Source organism: Amycolatopsis sp. DSM 110486, from assembly GCF_019468465.1.
Classification (GTDB): domain Bacteria; phylum Actinomycetota; class Actinomycetes; order Mycobacteriales; family Pseudonocardiaceae; genus Amycolatopsis.
In genome coordinates, this window is the sequence record NZ_CP080519.1 from 6,791,820 (window position 1) to 6,805,250 (window position 13,431).

Below are 13,431 nucleotides of genomic sequence, written 5' to 3' on the forward strand. Positions count from 1 at the left end.
CCGGGTCCCGCTGCACGGGTTGCTCGCCGACTGCCACGTCAGGAAGGGTATCGAGTCCCTCCGGCCGTGACTCAGGTCACTGCCGGACACCCCACCTTTGCCCCTGCGCCGGAAATAAGACACACTTGTGTTGTGAAAAAGAACGGGACGCGTGAGAGAGAGGTCTGCGAGGAGCTCGGCGATCAGCCGCGCGCCGCGGACCTCGGCGTTCCCGTGCAGGTCAGCGCCGCAGAAGGGCGCACGCGCCACGAGGTGGCACGCCTGCTTCTCGAACAGGGCCCGATGACCGCCGTGGTGGTCGCGGAGCAGCTCGGCATCAGCCCCACGGCCGTCCGCAGGCACCTCGACGCACTGGTGGCCGACGGCGAGGCCGAGACCCGCGACGCGCCCCGGCGCGGTCCGCGCGGGCGCGGGCGCCCGGCCAAGTTCTTCCTGCTCACCGAGTCGGGCCGCGCCCGGTTCGGGCACGCCTACGACGACCTCGCGGTTTCGGCCATCCGGTTCCTCGCCGAGCACGCCGGCCCCGACGCCGTGCGCGCCTTCGCCGAGAGCCGCGTCGACGCGCTGGTGGGCCCGCACCGCTCCGCCATCACCGGTTCGAGTGATCCCGCGGAGCGCGCCGAGGCCCTGGCCGCGGCCCTGACCAGGGAGGGCTACGCTGCGTCGACCCGCCAGGTCGGTGTCGGTGAACAGCTGTGCCAGCACCACTGCCCGGTCGCGCACGTCGCGGCTGAGTTCCCGCAGCTGTGCGAGGCCGAGACCGAGGCGTTCGCCCGGCTGCTCGGCACCCACGTGCAGCGGCTGGCGACGATCGCACGCGGCGACAACGCGTGCACCACACACGTACCCGCCGTGACGACGGGTATCCCGGCCCTTCCCGAGCCGGACAGCACCAGGCCCTCCGGGACGACCGAGGCGGTTGCGGCGACGCAGCCGGCGCGGGCGGCCCAGGGGCGTACAGCACGGATCCCGAATGGAGGGAAACCCGCATGACTGCCGCTGCCGAGCAGCGCACTCCCACCACCGCGCCACTGAGCCAGGAAGAGACCATCGAGTCCCTTGGCAAGTACGCGTTCGGCTGGGCCGACTCCGACGAAGCGGGCGCCAGCGCCCGTCGCGGACTGAACGAGGATGTCGTCACCGACATCTCCGGGAAGAAGTCCGAGCCGGAGTGGATGCGCGACGCCCGCTTGAAGGCGCTCAAGCTCTTCGAGCTGAAGCCGATGCCCAACTGGGGCGCCGACCTCTCCGGGATCGACTTCGACAACATCAAGTACTTCGTGCGGTCCAGCGAGAAGCAGGCCACCAGCTGGGAAGAGCTGCCCGAGGACATCAAGAACACCTACGACAAGCTCGGCATCCCCGAGGCGGAGAAGCAGCGCCTCGTCGCCGGTGTCGCCGCGCAGTACGAGTCCGAGGTCGTCTACCACTCCATCCGCGAGGACCTGGAGGCCCAGGGCGTGCTGTTCCTGGACACCGACACCGCGCTCAAGGAGCACCCGGAGCTCTTCCAGGAGTACTTCGGTTCCGTGATCCCGGCCGGGGACAACAAGTTCTCCGCGCTGAACACGGCGGTGTGGTCCGGCGGCTCGTTCATCTACGTGCCCAAGGGCGTGAAGGTGGACATCCCGCTGCAGGCCTACTTCCGGATCAACACCGAGAACATGGGCCAGTTCGAGCGCACGCTGATCATCGTCGACGAAGACGCCTACGTGCACTACGTCGAGGGTTGCACCGCGCCGATCTACCAGTCCGACTCGCTGCACTCGGCGGTCGTGGAGATCATCGTGAAGAAGGGCGGCCGCTGCCGCTACACGACGATCCAGAACTGGTCGAACAACGTCTACAACCTGGTCACCAAGCGCGCCAAGTGCGAAGAGGGCGCGACCATGGAATGGATCGACGGCAACATCGGTTCCAAGGTCACCATGAAGTACCCGTCGGTCTTCCTCATGGGTGAGCACGCCAAGGGCGAGGTCCTCTCGGTCGCGTTCGCGGGCGAGGGCCAGCACCAGGACGCGGGCGCCAAGATGGAGCACCTTGCGCCGCACACCTCCTCGACCATCGTGTCGAAGTCGGTGGCGCGCGGCGGCGGCCGGACCTCCTACCGCGGCCTGGTCCGCGTCGCGAAGCGGGCGCACCACTCGCGCTCCAGCGTGGTCTGCGACGCACTGCTGGTCGACACGATCTCGCGCTCGGACACCTACCCGTACGTGGACATCCGCAACGACGAGGTGTCCATGGGCCACGAGGCCACGGTGTCCAAGGTCAGCGAAGAGCAGCTGTTCTACCTGATGTCGCGCGGTCTCGACGAGGCCGAGGCGATGGCGATGATCGTGCGCGGGTTCGTGGAGCCCATCGCGCGTGAGCTGCCGATGGAGTACGCGCTCGAGCTGAACCGCCTGATCGAGCTCCAGATGGAAGGGTCCGTCGGCTAGTCATGTCGGTTACCGAGAACAACGTTTCCGAGGCACTGCGCGAGGGAGCGGTCATTCCGGCCGCTTCCCGCGCGGAGCGCTTCACTTCCTACGACGTCGAGGCCTTCGAGGTCCCCGGCGGACGTGAGGAGAACTGGCGCTTCACCCCGATGAAGCGCCTGCGCGGCCTCCACGACGGCACGGCCGTCGCCTCCGGCGAGATCACGCTCGAAGCCGACGCCGCGCCCGAGTTGACGATCGAGACCGTCGGCCGAGACGACTCGCGGCTGGGCCAGGCCGGTGTGCCGAGCGACCGGATCGCCGCCCAGGCGTACTCCTCGTTCCAGAAGGCAACCGTCGTGACGGTGCCCAAGGAGACGAAGGCGTCGAAGCCGTCGGTGCTGCGCATCCACGGCCCGGGTGCGGGTTTGGTCTCCTACGGGCACCTGCAGGTCCGCGCCGAGGCGTTCGCCGAAGCCGTCGTCGTGCTCGACCACGTCGGCTCCGGCACCTACGCCGACAACGTCGAGTTCGTCATCGGCGACGGCGCCAAGGTCACCGTGGTCAGCGTCCAGGACTGGGCCGACGACGCGGTGCACGTCTCCGAGCAGCACCTCAAGCTGGGCCGCGACGCCGCGCTGCGGCACACCGTGATCACCCTGGGCGGTGACCTGGTCCGCGTCTCGCCGACGGCGACCTTCGCCGACAAGGGTGGCGACGTCGACATGCTCGGCGTCTATTTCGCGGACGGCGGCCAGCACCAGGAGCACCGCCTCTTCGTCGACCACGCGGTGCCGAACTGCAAGTCGCGAGTGGGCTACAAGGGCGCGCTGCAGGGCGAGGGCGCGCACACGGTATGGATCGGCGACGTGCTGATCCGCGCCGCGGCCGAGGCCACCGACACCTACGAGTTCAACCGCAACCTGGTGCTCACACCCGGGGCGCGCGCGGACTCCGTGCCGAACCTGGAGATCGAGACCGGCGAGATCGAAGGCGCCGGCCACGCGAGCGCGACGGGAAGGTTCGACGACGAGCAGTTGTTCTACCTCCAGTCGCGCGGAATCGCGGAGGAGGCGGCGCGGCGGTTGGTCGTCCGCGGGTTCTTCCACGAGATCCTGGTGAAGATCGACGTGCCCGAGGTGCGCGAGCGCCTCGAAGCCGCGATCGAGGCCGAGCTCGAAGCCGTTGGCGCCTGACCCCGTCCACCGCAGACTTTAGGAAACGAAGAATGGCTACCCTGGAAATCAAGGACCTGCACGCCTCGGTCAACACCGACGAAGGCGCCAAGGAGATCCTCAAGGGCGTGAACCTGACGATCAAGTCGGGCGAGACCCACGCGATCATGGGCCCCAACGGCTCTGGCAAGTCCACCCTGTCCTACGCGATCGCCGGCCACCCGAAGTACCAGGTGACCTCCGGCGAGGTGCTGCTGGACGGCGAGAACGTGCTCGAGATGACCGTGGACGAGCGCGCCCGCGCCGGCCTGTTCCTGGCCATGCAGTACCCCGTCGAGGTGCCCGGCGTCTCGATGTCCAACTTCCTCCGCACCGCGGCCACCGCGGTCCGTGGCGAGGCCCCCAAGCTGCGCCACTGGGTCAAGGAGGTCAAGGAGGAGATGGGCAAGCTCGAGATCTCGCAGGAGTTCGCCGAGCGCTCCGTGAACGAGGGCTTCTCCGGCGGCGAGAAGAAGCGCCACGAGATCCTGCAGCTGACGCTGCTCAAGCCGAAGATCGCCATCCTCGACGAGACCGACTCCGGGCTCGACGTCGACGCGCTGCGCGTGGTTTCCGAGGGCGTCAACCAGTACAAGGCTTCGAGCGAGGTCGGCGTCATGCTGATCACGCACTACACCCGCATCCTCCGGCACATCACCCCGGACTTCGTGCACGTCTTCGCCGACGGGCGCATCGTCGAGTCCGGTGGCAAGGAGCTCGCCGACGAGCTGGAGGAGAACGGCTACGTGAAGTACGTGGGCAAGGCCGAGCCCGCCGCACTCTGAGTTTCCGCACAGTTCGCGAGCACCACGAGAAGTTCCCGACTACACCGAGAGGAGTTGGCTCGATGACCACCACGGCTTCGAACAGCCCGACCAACTCTGTTCCCCTTGACGTGGCGGCACTGCGTGCCGACTTCCCGATCCTGTCCCGCACCGTGCGCGACGGGAAACCCTTGGTGTACCTGGACTCCGGCGCGACCTCGCAGCGGCCGACGCAGGTCCTCGACGCCGAGCGCGCGTTCCTCGAGAACTCCAACGCCGCCGTGCACCGCGGTGCGCACCAGCTCGCCGAGGAGGCCACCGACGCCTACGAGTCCGCCCGCGCGCGGATCGCCGAGTTCGTCGGTGCCTCCCCGGAGGAGCTCGTGTTCACCAAGAACGCCACCGAGGGCATCAACCTCGTGGCGTACGCGATGAGCAACGCGAGCACGGCCGGCCCGGAGTCCGAGCGGTTCAAGGTCGGGCCCGGCGACGAGATCGTGATCACCGAGATGGAGCACCACGCGAACCTCGTGCCCTGGCAGCAGCTGTGCCAGCGCACCGGGGCCACGCTGAAGTGGTTCAAGGTGACGCCCGAAGGCCGGCTCGACCTGTCGGAGATCGACGAGCTGATCACGCCGCGCACCAAGCTGGTCGCCTTCGCGCACCAGTCCAACGTGCTCGGCACGATCAACCCGGTCGACGTGCTCGTGGCCAAGGCCAAGTCGGTCGGCGCGCTGACCGTGCTCGACGCGTGCCAGTCGGTGCCCCACGGGGTGTACGGCCAGGGCAACGTCGACTTCGGCGCGCTGGGCGTGGACTTCGCGGCGTTCTCCGGGCACAAGATGCTGGCGCCGTCCGGCATCGGCGTGCTCTACGGGCGCAGCGAGCTGCTCGAAGCGATGCCGCCGTTCCTCACGGGCGGGTCGATGATCGAGCTGGTCCGCATGGAGGGCTCCACGTTCGCCCCGCCGCCGCAGCGGTTCGAGGCCGGCGTGCCGATGACGTCGCAGGCCATCGGCCTCGGTGCGGCCGTCGACTACCTCTCGGCGATCGGCATGGAGCGCATCGCGGCCCACGAGCACCTGCTCACCGAGCACGCGCTCGCCGGGATCAGCGCCATCGACGGCGTCCGCATCATCGGGCCGACCGACATGGCCGACCGCGGCGGCGCGGTGTCGTTCGTGATCGACGGCGTGCACCCGCACGACGCCGGCCAGGTGCTCGACAGCCTGGGCATCGCCGTGCGCGTGGGCCACCACTGCGCGTGGCCGCTGCACCGGGCGTGCTCCGCGCAGGCCACCGTGCGCGCCACGTTCTACCTCTACAACACACTGTCCGAAGTGGACGCTCTCGTCGACGGGATCCGCGAGGCGCAGAAGTTCTTCGGGGTCGCGAAGTGAACCTCGAGAGCATGTACCAGGAGATCATCCTGGACCACTACAAGCACCCGCACGGGCGTGGCTTGAGCGACCCGTACGACGCCGAGTCGTTCCAGGTCAACCCGACCTGCGGCGACGAGGTGACGCTGCGTGTGAAGCTCACGGACGGCAAGGTCGAGCAGGTGTCGTACGAGGGGCAGGGCTGCTCGATCAGCCAGGCCTCCACGTCGGTGCTGACCGACCTCGTCACCGGCCACACCGTGGAGGAGGCGTTCACCACCATGGACGCCTTCGTGGAACTGATGCAGGGCAGGGGCAAGGTCGAGCCCGACGAGGACGTGCTGGAGGACGGCATCGCGTTCGCCGGCGTCGCCAAGTACCCGGCGCGCGTGAAGTGCGCCCTCCTCGGTTGGATGGCGTTCAAGGACGCCGTGGCCCGCACCACCACAGGAGCTGAGAAGGCATGAGCGAAGAGACCGTGGCCCCGGAGGCCGACCCTCGCGAAGGGCGCACCGCCGCGGACCTGCCGGAGCAGACGGCGTCGTCGGTGCCCGCCGACGTCGCCAAGATCGAGGACATCGAAGAGGCGATGCGCGACGTCGTGGACCCCGAACTCGGGATCAACGTCGTCGACCTCGGCCTGGTGTACGACATCCGCGTGGAGAAGGACAACTCGGCCACGCTGGACATGACGCTCACGTCGGCGGCCTGCCCGCTCACCGACGTGATCGAAGACCAGACCTCCGCGGCGCTGACCTCCGGCGGCCTCGTGAGCGACTTCCGGATCAACTGGGTCTGGATGCCGCCGTGGGGCCCGGAAAAGATCACCGACGACGGCCGCGAGCAGCTGCGTGCGCTCGGGTTCACCGTCTGAGCTTTTTCGAAGGAACAGGCCACTCCGCTCGCAGCGGGGTGGCCTGTTCTGCGTTGAGGGTTGTATAACGAGCTATACAGCACCGATCGATTCGACGTACCAAGGTGCCTCGCGCTCGGGGGCAAAGCGGCTCCAGAGCCCAACGGCCTCGGCCAGCGACGTGCGGCGGTCGACGTGCAGGGCCGCGAGCCGGGGGAGTGGCGCGCCCGAGACGAGCAGGTGGTCGAGCTGGGCGCGGGAGAGGCCGAGCACCCGCAGGTGCCGCAGCTCGCCGAGCCGCTCCAGGCCGGTCACGTCGACGCCGCTGACGTCCAGGTGCACCAGGCTCGGCAGGGCGGCGAGCCGGGCCAGGTCGACGGAATGGTCGAGCACCTTCAGCTCCAGGCGCCACAGCCGGTGCCCGGCGAAGGCGGCCAAGTCGACTTCGCCTGCTTCGACGGACAGGGCCTCCAGCGCCGGCAGTTGGGTGAGGCCGCCGGTGACGCGGGCGGCGCGGTTGATGCTCACCTCGCGCAGCGTCGGGAAGCCTTGCAGCACATCGAGGTTCACGGTGCCGGCGTCGTTGAGGTAGAGCTGCTGCACGAGAGGCTGGTCGGCGACGTCGTGCGCGCGCTCGATGCCCGAGCCGGTGACGACCTCGGAGTGGCTGCGGAAGGGGCTGTCGCGCAAGGAAACCTCGGGTTCGAGGAACACTTCGTCTTCGTAGTCCTCGTACCGGTTCTCGCGCAGCGCCTCGACGACCTCGGTGAGCATCGCCGTGACCGACGGCGCGACGTAGCGCAGCGGGCCGTGGACATCGCGGCCGTACTCCACGACCTGGCCGGCGCGGCCGTTCGGCGCGGGGTCGAGGTCGGTGAACAGGAAGTTCATCGCGCGGTCGCTGCCGAAGGTGACCCACCAGTCGTTGCGGGACAAGCGTTTCACGTGCCCGAACGGCAGCGGCTCGAACACCACGCCGGTGTCGGACACCGAGTCTTCCCAGCCGTAGGAACCCGGCAGGCCTTAGGTGTAGTCGGAGACCACCTGGTCGAGGTCGTTGCAGGAGTACGGGCCGAGCAGGCCGACCTGCTCGGGATCGCCGTCGGCCACGCGGTAGAGCGCGCGCAGGTCTTCCGGCAGCCGCGCGCCGATGCGCGCCTCGGCGGCCGCGATGTCCTCCTCCGTGCGCCCGGCGGGCCACGGCGGCGCCTGGCCCTTGATCCGCGTGTAGTGCGCACCGAACTCCTCGCACAGCCGCGTGACCTCGGCGAGCACCGCCGGGTCCGTCGGCGCTCCGGTGGGCGCGGCGGCGGCCGGGCGGAGCAGGCCGGGCCGGGGGTGGCCCGGGTAGCGGAAGTTCTCGTCGAACACGAGCCAGCCGTCGCCGACAGGGGACAGCGCGCCACCCGCGGCGAAGGTGTAGCTGCCATCCGGGCGCAGCCGCAGCTCGTACGCGCCGGCAGGCGCGTCGAAGAGGCTTCGCAGGCTGCTGCCGCTGATCCGCAGCCACTTACGGGTGGGCGTCCAGGCGTCGAGGGCCAGCGAGCCGCCAGTGGCGCGCACCTGCAGCACGGCTTCTTCGGCGCCGGCGGCGGAACGCAGTGCGGTCGCCAGGTCGCGGGCGGCCTCGTCGAAATCCATGGTGGTGAAGCTAGCGCGAAGGTCCGACGAAAACCGGATCCGGGTGCTATGACTGGCCTATGACCGAACCGGACAACGAGCGGGAACCCCGGCGGGGCCAGGCCGTCGCGGCGGTGGCGATCGCGGTTGTGGCCTTCATGCTGGTCGTGGCGACCTGGATCGCGTGGTTGCTGGTGCGGCCCAGGATGGAGGCGGGGCCGGTGTACCCGATCGTGGGGCAGGTGTTCCTGCTCGTGCTGGGGGCGCTGTTCTTCGTCGGGCTGCTGGCCGGGGTGCTGGCGATCGTGCTGGGCCTGACCGGCGGTGGGCGCGAATACGGGGGCGACGTGGCTCGCGCCGGCGTGCTGCTGGGCGTGGTCACGTGCGTGGTCGCGCTCGGCGGGGCGGTCGCGTTCGCGGTCAATCCACTGTGGACTTCGACGGTGGCCAACTTCGACATCGGGACCCTCGGCAACCCCTTCGGCCGGTGACGGTCCTCAAGTCGATCGCGCTGTTCGTCGCCGCGGCGGTGCTGGAGATCGGCGGCGCGTGGCTTATCTGGCAGGGCGTGCGCGAGCACCGCGGCTGGGCGTGGATCGGCGGTGGCATCGTGGCGCTCGGGCTCTACGGATTCGTCGCCACGCTGCAGCCCGACGCGCACTTCGGCCGCATCCTCGCTGCCTACGGCGGGGTTTTCGTGGCGGGCTCGCTGGCCTGGGGTGTGGTGGCCGACGGCTACCGGCCCGACCGGTTCGACGTGATCGGCGCGCTGCTGTGCCTGGCGGGCGTCGCGGTGATCATGTACGCGCCGCGAACCGGGTAACGCTCGCACAACGCCCACGATAGATCAACGTGACCGAACCCGACTTTCCGCCGCCGCCTGCTCCGGTGCAGGTCAAGCGGCGGTTCTCGCCGCCGCTGGCGATCTTCCTGGTGTTCGCGGTCGCCGGCGCCGTGGCCGGCGCGATCGGCGTGGTGAAGGTGCTCGGCTACGGCATGGTGACCGTTCCGGGCGGCTCGATGGCCGGCATCATCCCGCCCGGCACCACCGTGGTCTACAACTGGGGCGACGGCCGGGAGATCCACCGCGGCGACCTGGTCGTGTTCCAGGCCGACGCGCTGCCCGATATGCCGCCCGGCCGGCTCCTCAAGCGCGTGATCGCGGTCGGCGGCGACCGCGTGGTCTGCTGCGACCCTGGCCACCGCATTGAGGTGAACGGCAAGCCGGTCACGGAGCCCTACCTCGACCCGAAGGTGTCGCCCGCCGCGGCGGCGATGCCCTTCAGCGCGCAGGTGCCGCCGGGCACGATCTTCGTCGCCGGCGATACGCGTGACAACTCCAACGACTCGCGCATCTACGTCAGCGCACCCGGCGCGGGCGCCATCCCGCTGTCCAAGGTGGACGGTGTGGTCGTCGCGAAGGGCACGCTCTTCGCCTCGGAAAGCTTCAAGCCCACCACGGCGTTCACCGACGCGGGCCTCCCGGGCGCGTCCATCGAGGACACCGGCCTGACCACGGACCGTTACCTGGCCGCGGGTGGCGCGGCGGTGTTCCTGCTCGGGTTCATCGGCGCGATCGTCACCGGCGTGCGATCCGCCGCAAGACGACGGAAAGCGCCCCGCGAGTGTCCTGATCACGTGCAGGTTGCAGCCGAAGAGCGACCGGTAACGCCGCCGGGGCCGGCCCGATAGAGGGGCGTGACTGACTTCCCGGCGCCCCCGGCAGCGTCGCCTCGCACGCGCCGCTTTTCGCCGTTTCTGGCGCTTTTCGTGGTGTTCGTCCTGGCCGGCCCGGTGCTCGCGGGGACCGGGGTGGTCAAGCTGTTCGGCTACACCACCGTGCGCATCGGCGAACGCTCCATGGAAGCCACGGTCGGATATGACGAGCCCATGGTTCTCCACTGGGCCGGGAGCCACGAGATCCACCGGGGCGACCTGGTCTTGTTCCAGATCGACGCGTTTCCCGACTCGCCGCCCGGCTACCACCTCCTCGCGCGCGTGATCGCCGTCGGCGGTGACCGGGTGGTCTGCTGCGGGCCCGACAACCGGCTGCAGGTGAACGGCAAGTCCGTCACCGAGCCCTACCTCGATCCGGCGGTGCCGCTCTCGGCCGCCGCCTACGAGTTCACCGCGCAGGTGCCGCCAGGCTCAATTTTCGTCGCGGGCGACAAGCGCGACATCCCCGGCGATTCCCGCAACTATGTCTACGCGCCCGGCGACGGGGCCATCCCGCTGTCCAAAGTAGACGGAGTGATTGTCGCGAGGGGCACTGTCTTCTCCTCCGTGACCCTCAAGCCCACCACGGCGTTCACCGACGCCGGCCTGCCTGGAGCGTCCACCGCGGACACCGGACTCCACCTGGCCCGGTACCTGATCCTCGGTGGTGCCGCGCTGTTCGTGCTCGGGTTCATCTGCTTGATCGTGACCGTCGCGCGCTCCGGCGGAAGACGACGAAGAGCAGCCGTAGGCCCACCAATGCACTGATCACGAGCAGGTTGTAGCCGAAGACCTGGTTGAGCGTGAGGTCCGGCAGCAGCCGCGGGCCGCTCGTGCTGCCGAGCAGCAGCACGGCCATCAGGCCGGTCGCGATGCCGACGAACGCCAGCAGCACCTCGTGCACCAGGCCCGTCACGAGGTCGCGATCGCGTTCGTCGGAGAACAGCCGCACGTTGACCGAAAGGCGGCCCTCTTCGAGCGCCGCGCCGATCCGGTCGACGCGGCGGGGGAGCCGGCGCAGCACCGGCAGCAGGGCCAGCACCTCGTCGCGCACGGTCTCCGGCCGCAGGCGCGCGCCGATCTGCTCGGCGGCGAACGTGCGCGATTCGGCGACCACGTCGAAGCCGGGCGCGAGCGTGGCCAGGGTGCCTTCGGCGGTGGCGAGCGCGCGGAAGACGGCGGCGATGGGCGGCGGCACGGCGAGGCGGAAGTCGGCGACCACACGGAACAGGTCGGTGAACAGGTCGAACCCTGGCGCCCGGCCCGGGCTGAAGTGGCGCACGAGCAACGCGCCGAGCGCGCGTTCCAGGCGTTGCTCGTCGATCTCGTCGGGGCGGTCGACGATCTCCAGCAGGCCGTCGCGCAGTCCCGCCGGGTCGCCGCGGTCGAAGGCGAGCAGCAGGCTCTGGAGACCGGCGCGCAGGCCCGCGTCGAGGCGGCCGACGGAGCCGAAGTCGAGCAGGCCGAGGGTGCCGTCGTCGAGCAGGAGGACGTTGCCAGGGTGCGGGTCGGCGTGGAAGACGCCGTCGATGAGCACCTGATCGAGCAGGCAGCGCAGGAAAACCCGCGCGAGCTCTTCACGGTCGCCCGGCGCCGCGGTCGAGAGGGGTTTGCCGTCGAGGCGGCCCATCACGAGCACGCGCTCGGTGGACAGTGCCTTGTGGACGGTCGGCAGCGTTACCCCGGCCACGGGCCGCGCTGCCACGGCCTCGATGTTGGCCGCCTCTACGCGGAAATCCAGCTCCTCGGCCAGCGCGTCGGCGAAGCCGTCGGCCAGGTCGGTGACGCCGAGCGCCCTTGCCCAGCCGGCCCGTTCGTCGAGGAGCGCGGCGAGGCGGCGGACGATGTCGACGTCGCGTTCGGCCTGCGCGCGGATGCCCGGCCGCTGGACCTTGACCACGACCTCGGCGCCGGAGCGCAGCCGCGCGCCGTAGACCTGTGCGATCGACGCCGCCGCGAGCGGTTCCGGGTCGAACTCGGCGAACACGTCGTCGGGATCGGCGCCGAGTTCCTCGCGTAGCAGGGCGAACACGGCTTCAGCGGGTGCGGGCGCCACGCGGTCCTGGAGCCGGCCGAGCTCGTCGACGAAGGCGGGAGGCAGCAGGTCGGAGCGGGTGGAGAGCAGCTGGCCGAGCTTCACGAACGTCACGCCGCCCTCCTCCAGCGCGCGACGCAGTGACCGCGCGAGCTTGGCGTGGGCCGGGCCCGAGGCCGGGTTCGCGTCGGCCGGTGAGGTACCCGCCGAGGCCGTGGCCGATCGCGATGCGCATGATCCGCGAGTAGCGCCGGGTCCGCGCGACGCGGGCGCGCACCGAACGCAGCTGCCCGAACAGCCCGAGCCCGGTCCCCGACGGCGCGGCGAGCTCCGCGACGAACAGGACAAGCAGCGTCGCGGCCAGCGCGCACCCGGCCAGCGGGATGAGCAGCCCGACTGCCGCGCCGGCGCTGTCGAGTACCGCGAGCGGGAAGGTCCGCACCACCAAGCCGCCGACGACCCAACCGAACACCGCCGCGCACAGCGCCCGGACGTACCCGACCCGCACGCCGAGTACCCGCCGCGACGCGGCGACCAGCGGCCACAGCACGAGGACGTAGGCGAAGAGGCCGACCAGCAGGGTTTCCATGGTTGCCGAGCACACCAGGGTTCCCGGTCGTGCGGTTCCAGCCGCGGCGGGACCGCGCTCCCTCTCGCGGGGGACCGTGATGACGGACGGTGCCGGGTCACCTACTTTCGGACGTGGCCACGGGGATTGGTGAACTCCTAACGTCGTGGGGCGAACCGCGGTTGCCGGGTTTCCGGTGACCGGAGCGGACATTTCGGTGAAGGAGACGCGAATGAGGGCACGCGGGTTCGGGCGCATCGCGGCGATCGCGGTGGCGGTGGCGGCGCCGCTGGGTGTCGGGCTGGTCGCGGGGCCGGGCGCGGAGGCCGCCGCGGCGACGACGGTGTACTACACGTCGAGTGGGGCACCGGATTACGTGGCCCAGATCGACCAGGGCGCGGCGAACTGGAACGCCGTGGTGGCCGATGTGAAGCTCGTGAAGCGCTCGTCCGGGGCGACGGTGGTGTTCCACGAGATCCACAGTGGCGGGTCGTACACGCAGACCGATGGTCACGGGAATGGGGACGTGTATTTGGATACGTCTCAGGTGGAGGAGGGATTTGATCCGACAAGGATTGCGGCGCACGAGCTGGGGCACAATCTCGGGCTGCCGGATGATTACGACGGGCCTTGTTCGGAGCTGATGTCGGGGCACGGTCCCGGGACGTCGTGCACCAATGCCAAGCCCAGTGCGCAGGAGGCGGCGAAGGTGCAGCAGTTGTGGCGCAACGGGTTCGGAGGTGTTAAGGGCGTGGGGACTCGGGTTACGGCTGGGGTTTATTGATATTTTCCGGGATTTTCGGAACCGGGATTACAGGGGTGCGGGAAGGCGCCCCCGAAGGTTGATTGTGACTACGGTTCAGGG

General features: G+C 69.8%; 14 protein-coding genes and 1 pseudogene. 12 read left to right on the forward strand and 3 right to left on the reverse strand.

The features are described 5' to 3' along the window. The first annotated feature begins 132 nt into the window (after positions 1-132). The 7 genes from K1T34_RS33355 (at position 133) to K1T34_RS33385 (ending at position 6,648) form a co-directional block, all read left to right on the forward strand. On the forward strand, positions 133-993 hold the full coding sequence (locus K1T34_RS33355; protein ID WP_370643429.1) for a helix-turn-helix transcriptional regulator: 861 nt from the start codon (positions 133-135) through the stop codon (positions 991-993). Next, entirely contained in the window at positions 990-2,438 is a 1,449-nt protein-coding gene (gene sufB / locus K1T34_RS33360; protein ID WP_220238726.1) for a Fe-S cluster assembly protein SufB, read from the forward strand. Before K1T34_RS33355 ends, sufB begins: the two co-directional genes overlap by 4 nt. A 2-nt stretch (positions 2,439-2,440) precedes the next feature. Then, positions 2,441-3,613: a Fe-S cluster assembly protein SufD gene (sufD, locus tag K1T34_RS33365; protein WP_220238727.1), complete on the forward strand. Its 1,173-nt coding sequence runs from the start codon at positions 2,441-2,443 to the stop codon at positions 3,611-3,613. 32 nt (positions 3,614-3,645) lie between these two features. Continuing rightward, on the forward strand, positions 3,646-4,416 hold the full coding sequence (gene sufC, locus K1T34_RS33370; protein WP_220238728.1) for a Fe-S cluster assembly ATPase SufC: 771 nt from the start codon (positions 3,646-3,648) through the stop codon (positions 4,414-4,416). A gap of 62 nt (positions 4,417-4,478) precedes the next feature. Next, on the forward strand, positions 4,479-5,795 hold the full coding sequence (locus tag K1T34_RS33375; protein ID WP_220238729.1) for a cysteine desulfurase: 1,317 nt from the start codon (positions 4,479-4,481) through the stop codon (positions 5,793-5,795). Beyond that, positions 5,792-6,241 (forward strand): Fe-S cluster assembly sulfur transfer protein SufU, encoded by a 450-nt coding sequence (gene sufU, locus K1T34_RS33380; protein ID WP_220238730.1) that lies wholly within the window; start codon positions 5,792-5,794, stop codon positions 6,239-6,241. The genes K1T34_RS33375 and sufU overlap by 4 nt, the downstream gene beginning before the upstream one ends. Further along, positions 6,238-6,648, forward strand: a complete 411-nt coding sequence (locus K1T34_RS33385; RefSeq protein ID WP_220238731.1) for a metal-sulfur cluster assembly factor — start codon at positions 6,238-6,240, stop codon at positions 6,646-6,648. Before sufU ends, K1T34_RS33385 begins: the two co-directional genes overlap by 4 nt. A gap of 72 nt (positions 6,649-6,720) precedes the next feature. On the opposite strand, the gene K1T34_RS33390 is transcribed toward K1T34_RS33385, so the two are convergent. Together K1T34_RS33390 and K1T34_RS33395 are read right to left on the reverse strand one after the other, a co-directional pair. Further along, positions 6,721-7,617, reverse strand: coding sequence for a hypothetical protein (locus K1T34_RS33390; protein ID WP_220238732.1), 897 nt, complete (start codon positions 7,615-7,617; stop codon positions 6,721-6,723). A gap of 33 nt (positions 7,618-7,650) precedes the next feature. After that, positions 7,651-8,268, reverse strand: coding sequence for an SMI1/KNR4 family protein (locus K1T34_RS33395; protein WP_220238733.1), 618 nt, complete (start codon positions 8,266-8,268; stop codon positions 7,651-7,653). 59 nt (positions 8,269-8,327) lie between these two features. On the opposite strand from K1T34_RS33395, the gene K1T34_RS33400 reads away from it, so the two are divergent. Genes K1T34_RS33400 through lepB (K1T34_RS33415) form a run of 4 tightly spaced genes read left to right on the forward strand, consistent with a single transcriptional unit; the run spans position 8,328 to position 10,731 of the window. Next, a complete protein-coding gene (locus K1T34_RS33400) occupies positions 8,328-8,738 on the forward strand; it encodes a hypothetical protein (RefSeq protein WP_220238734.1) in 411 nt (136 codons plus the stop codon). Next, a complete protein-coding gene (locus tag K1T34_RS33405; protein ID WP_220238735.1) occupies positions 8,735-9,070 on the forward strand; it encodes a YnfA family protein in 336 nt (111 codons plus the stop codon). Before K1T34_RS33400 ends, K1T34_RS33405 begins: the two co-directional genes overlap by 4 nt. 29 nt (positions 9,071-9,099) lie before the next feature. Then, positions 9,100-9,939 carry a signal peptidase I gene (gene lepB, locus K1T34_RS33410; protein ID WP_220238736.1) on the forward strand — a complete coding sequence of 280 codons (840 nt, stop codon included), beginning with the start codon at positions 9,100-9,102 and terminating at the stop codon, positions 9,937-9,939. A gap of 6 nt (positions 9,940-9,945) precedes the next feature. Then, the gene (gene lepB / locus K1T34_RS33415) at positions 9,946-10,731 is read left to right on the forward strand and encodes a signal peptidase I (protein WP_220238737.1); all 786 of its coding nucleotides are present in this window, start codon (positions 9,946-9,948) and stop codon (positions 10,729-10,731) included. Here the strand turns inward: lepB (K1T34_RS33415) and K1T34_RS33420 are convergent. Further along, positions 10,655-12,587 (reverse strand): annotated as a pseudogene (locus tag K1T34_RS33420) (ABC1 kinase family protein). The gene lepB (K1T34_RS33415) and the pseudogene K1T34_RS33420 sit on opposite strands and share 77 nt — an antisense overlap. A 211-nt stretch (positions 12,588-12,798) precedes the next feature. On the opposite strand from K1T34_RS33420, the gene K1T34_RS33425 reads away from it, so the two are divergent. Beyond that, positions 12,799-13,350 carry a snapalysin family zinc-dependent metalloprotease gene (locus tag K1T34_RS33425; protein ID WP_220247535.1) on the forward strand — a complete coding sequence of 184 codons (552 nt, stop codon included), beginning with the start codon at positions 12,799-12,801 and terminating at the stop codon, positions 13,348-13,350. Positions 13,351-13,431 lie beyond the last annotated feature (81 nt).

What these genes read in the sequence shown, in the direction of transcription:
- sufB (WP_220238726.1), top strand. Translation starts at nt 990, where the DNA reads ATGACTGCCGCTGCCGAGCAGCGCACTCCCACCACCGCGCCACTGAGC.
- sufD (WP_220238727.1), top strand. Translation starts at nt 2,441, where the DNA reads ATGTCGGTTACCGAGAACAACGTTTCCGAGGCACTGCGCGAGGGAGCG.
- sufC (WP_220238728.1), top strand. Translation starts at nt 3,646, where the DNA reads ATGGCTACCCTGGAAATCAAGGACCTGCACGCCTCGGTCAACACCGAC.
- K1T34_RS33375 (WP_220238729.1), top strand. Translation starts at nt 4,479, where the DNA reads ATGACCACCACGGCTTCGAACAGCCCGACCAACTCTGTTCCCCTTGAC.
- K1T34_RS33385 (WP_220238731.1), top strand. Translation starts at nt 6,238, where the DNA reads ATGAGCGAAGAGACCGTGGCCCCGGAGGCCGACCCTCGCGAAGGGCGC.
- K1T34_RS33395 (WP_220238733.1), bottom strand. Translation starts at nt 8,268, where the DNA reads ATGGATTTCGACGAGGCCGCCCGCGACCTGGCGACCGCACTGCGTTCC.
- K1T34_RS33400 (WP_220238734.1), top strand. Translation starts at nt 8,328, where the DNA reads ATGACCGAACCGGACAACGAGCGGGAACCCCGGCGGGGCCAGGCCGTC.
- K1T34_RS33425 (WP_220247535.1), top strand. Translation starts at nt 12,799, where the DNA reads ATGAGGGCACGCGGGTTCGGGCGCATCGCGGCGATCGCGGTGGCGGTG.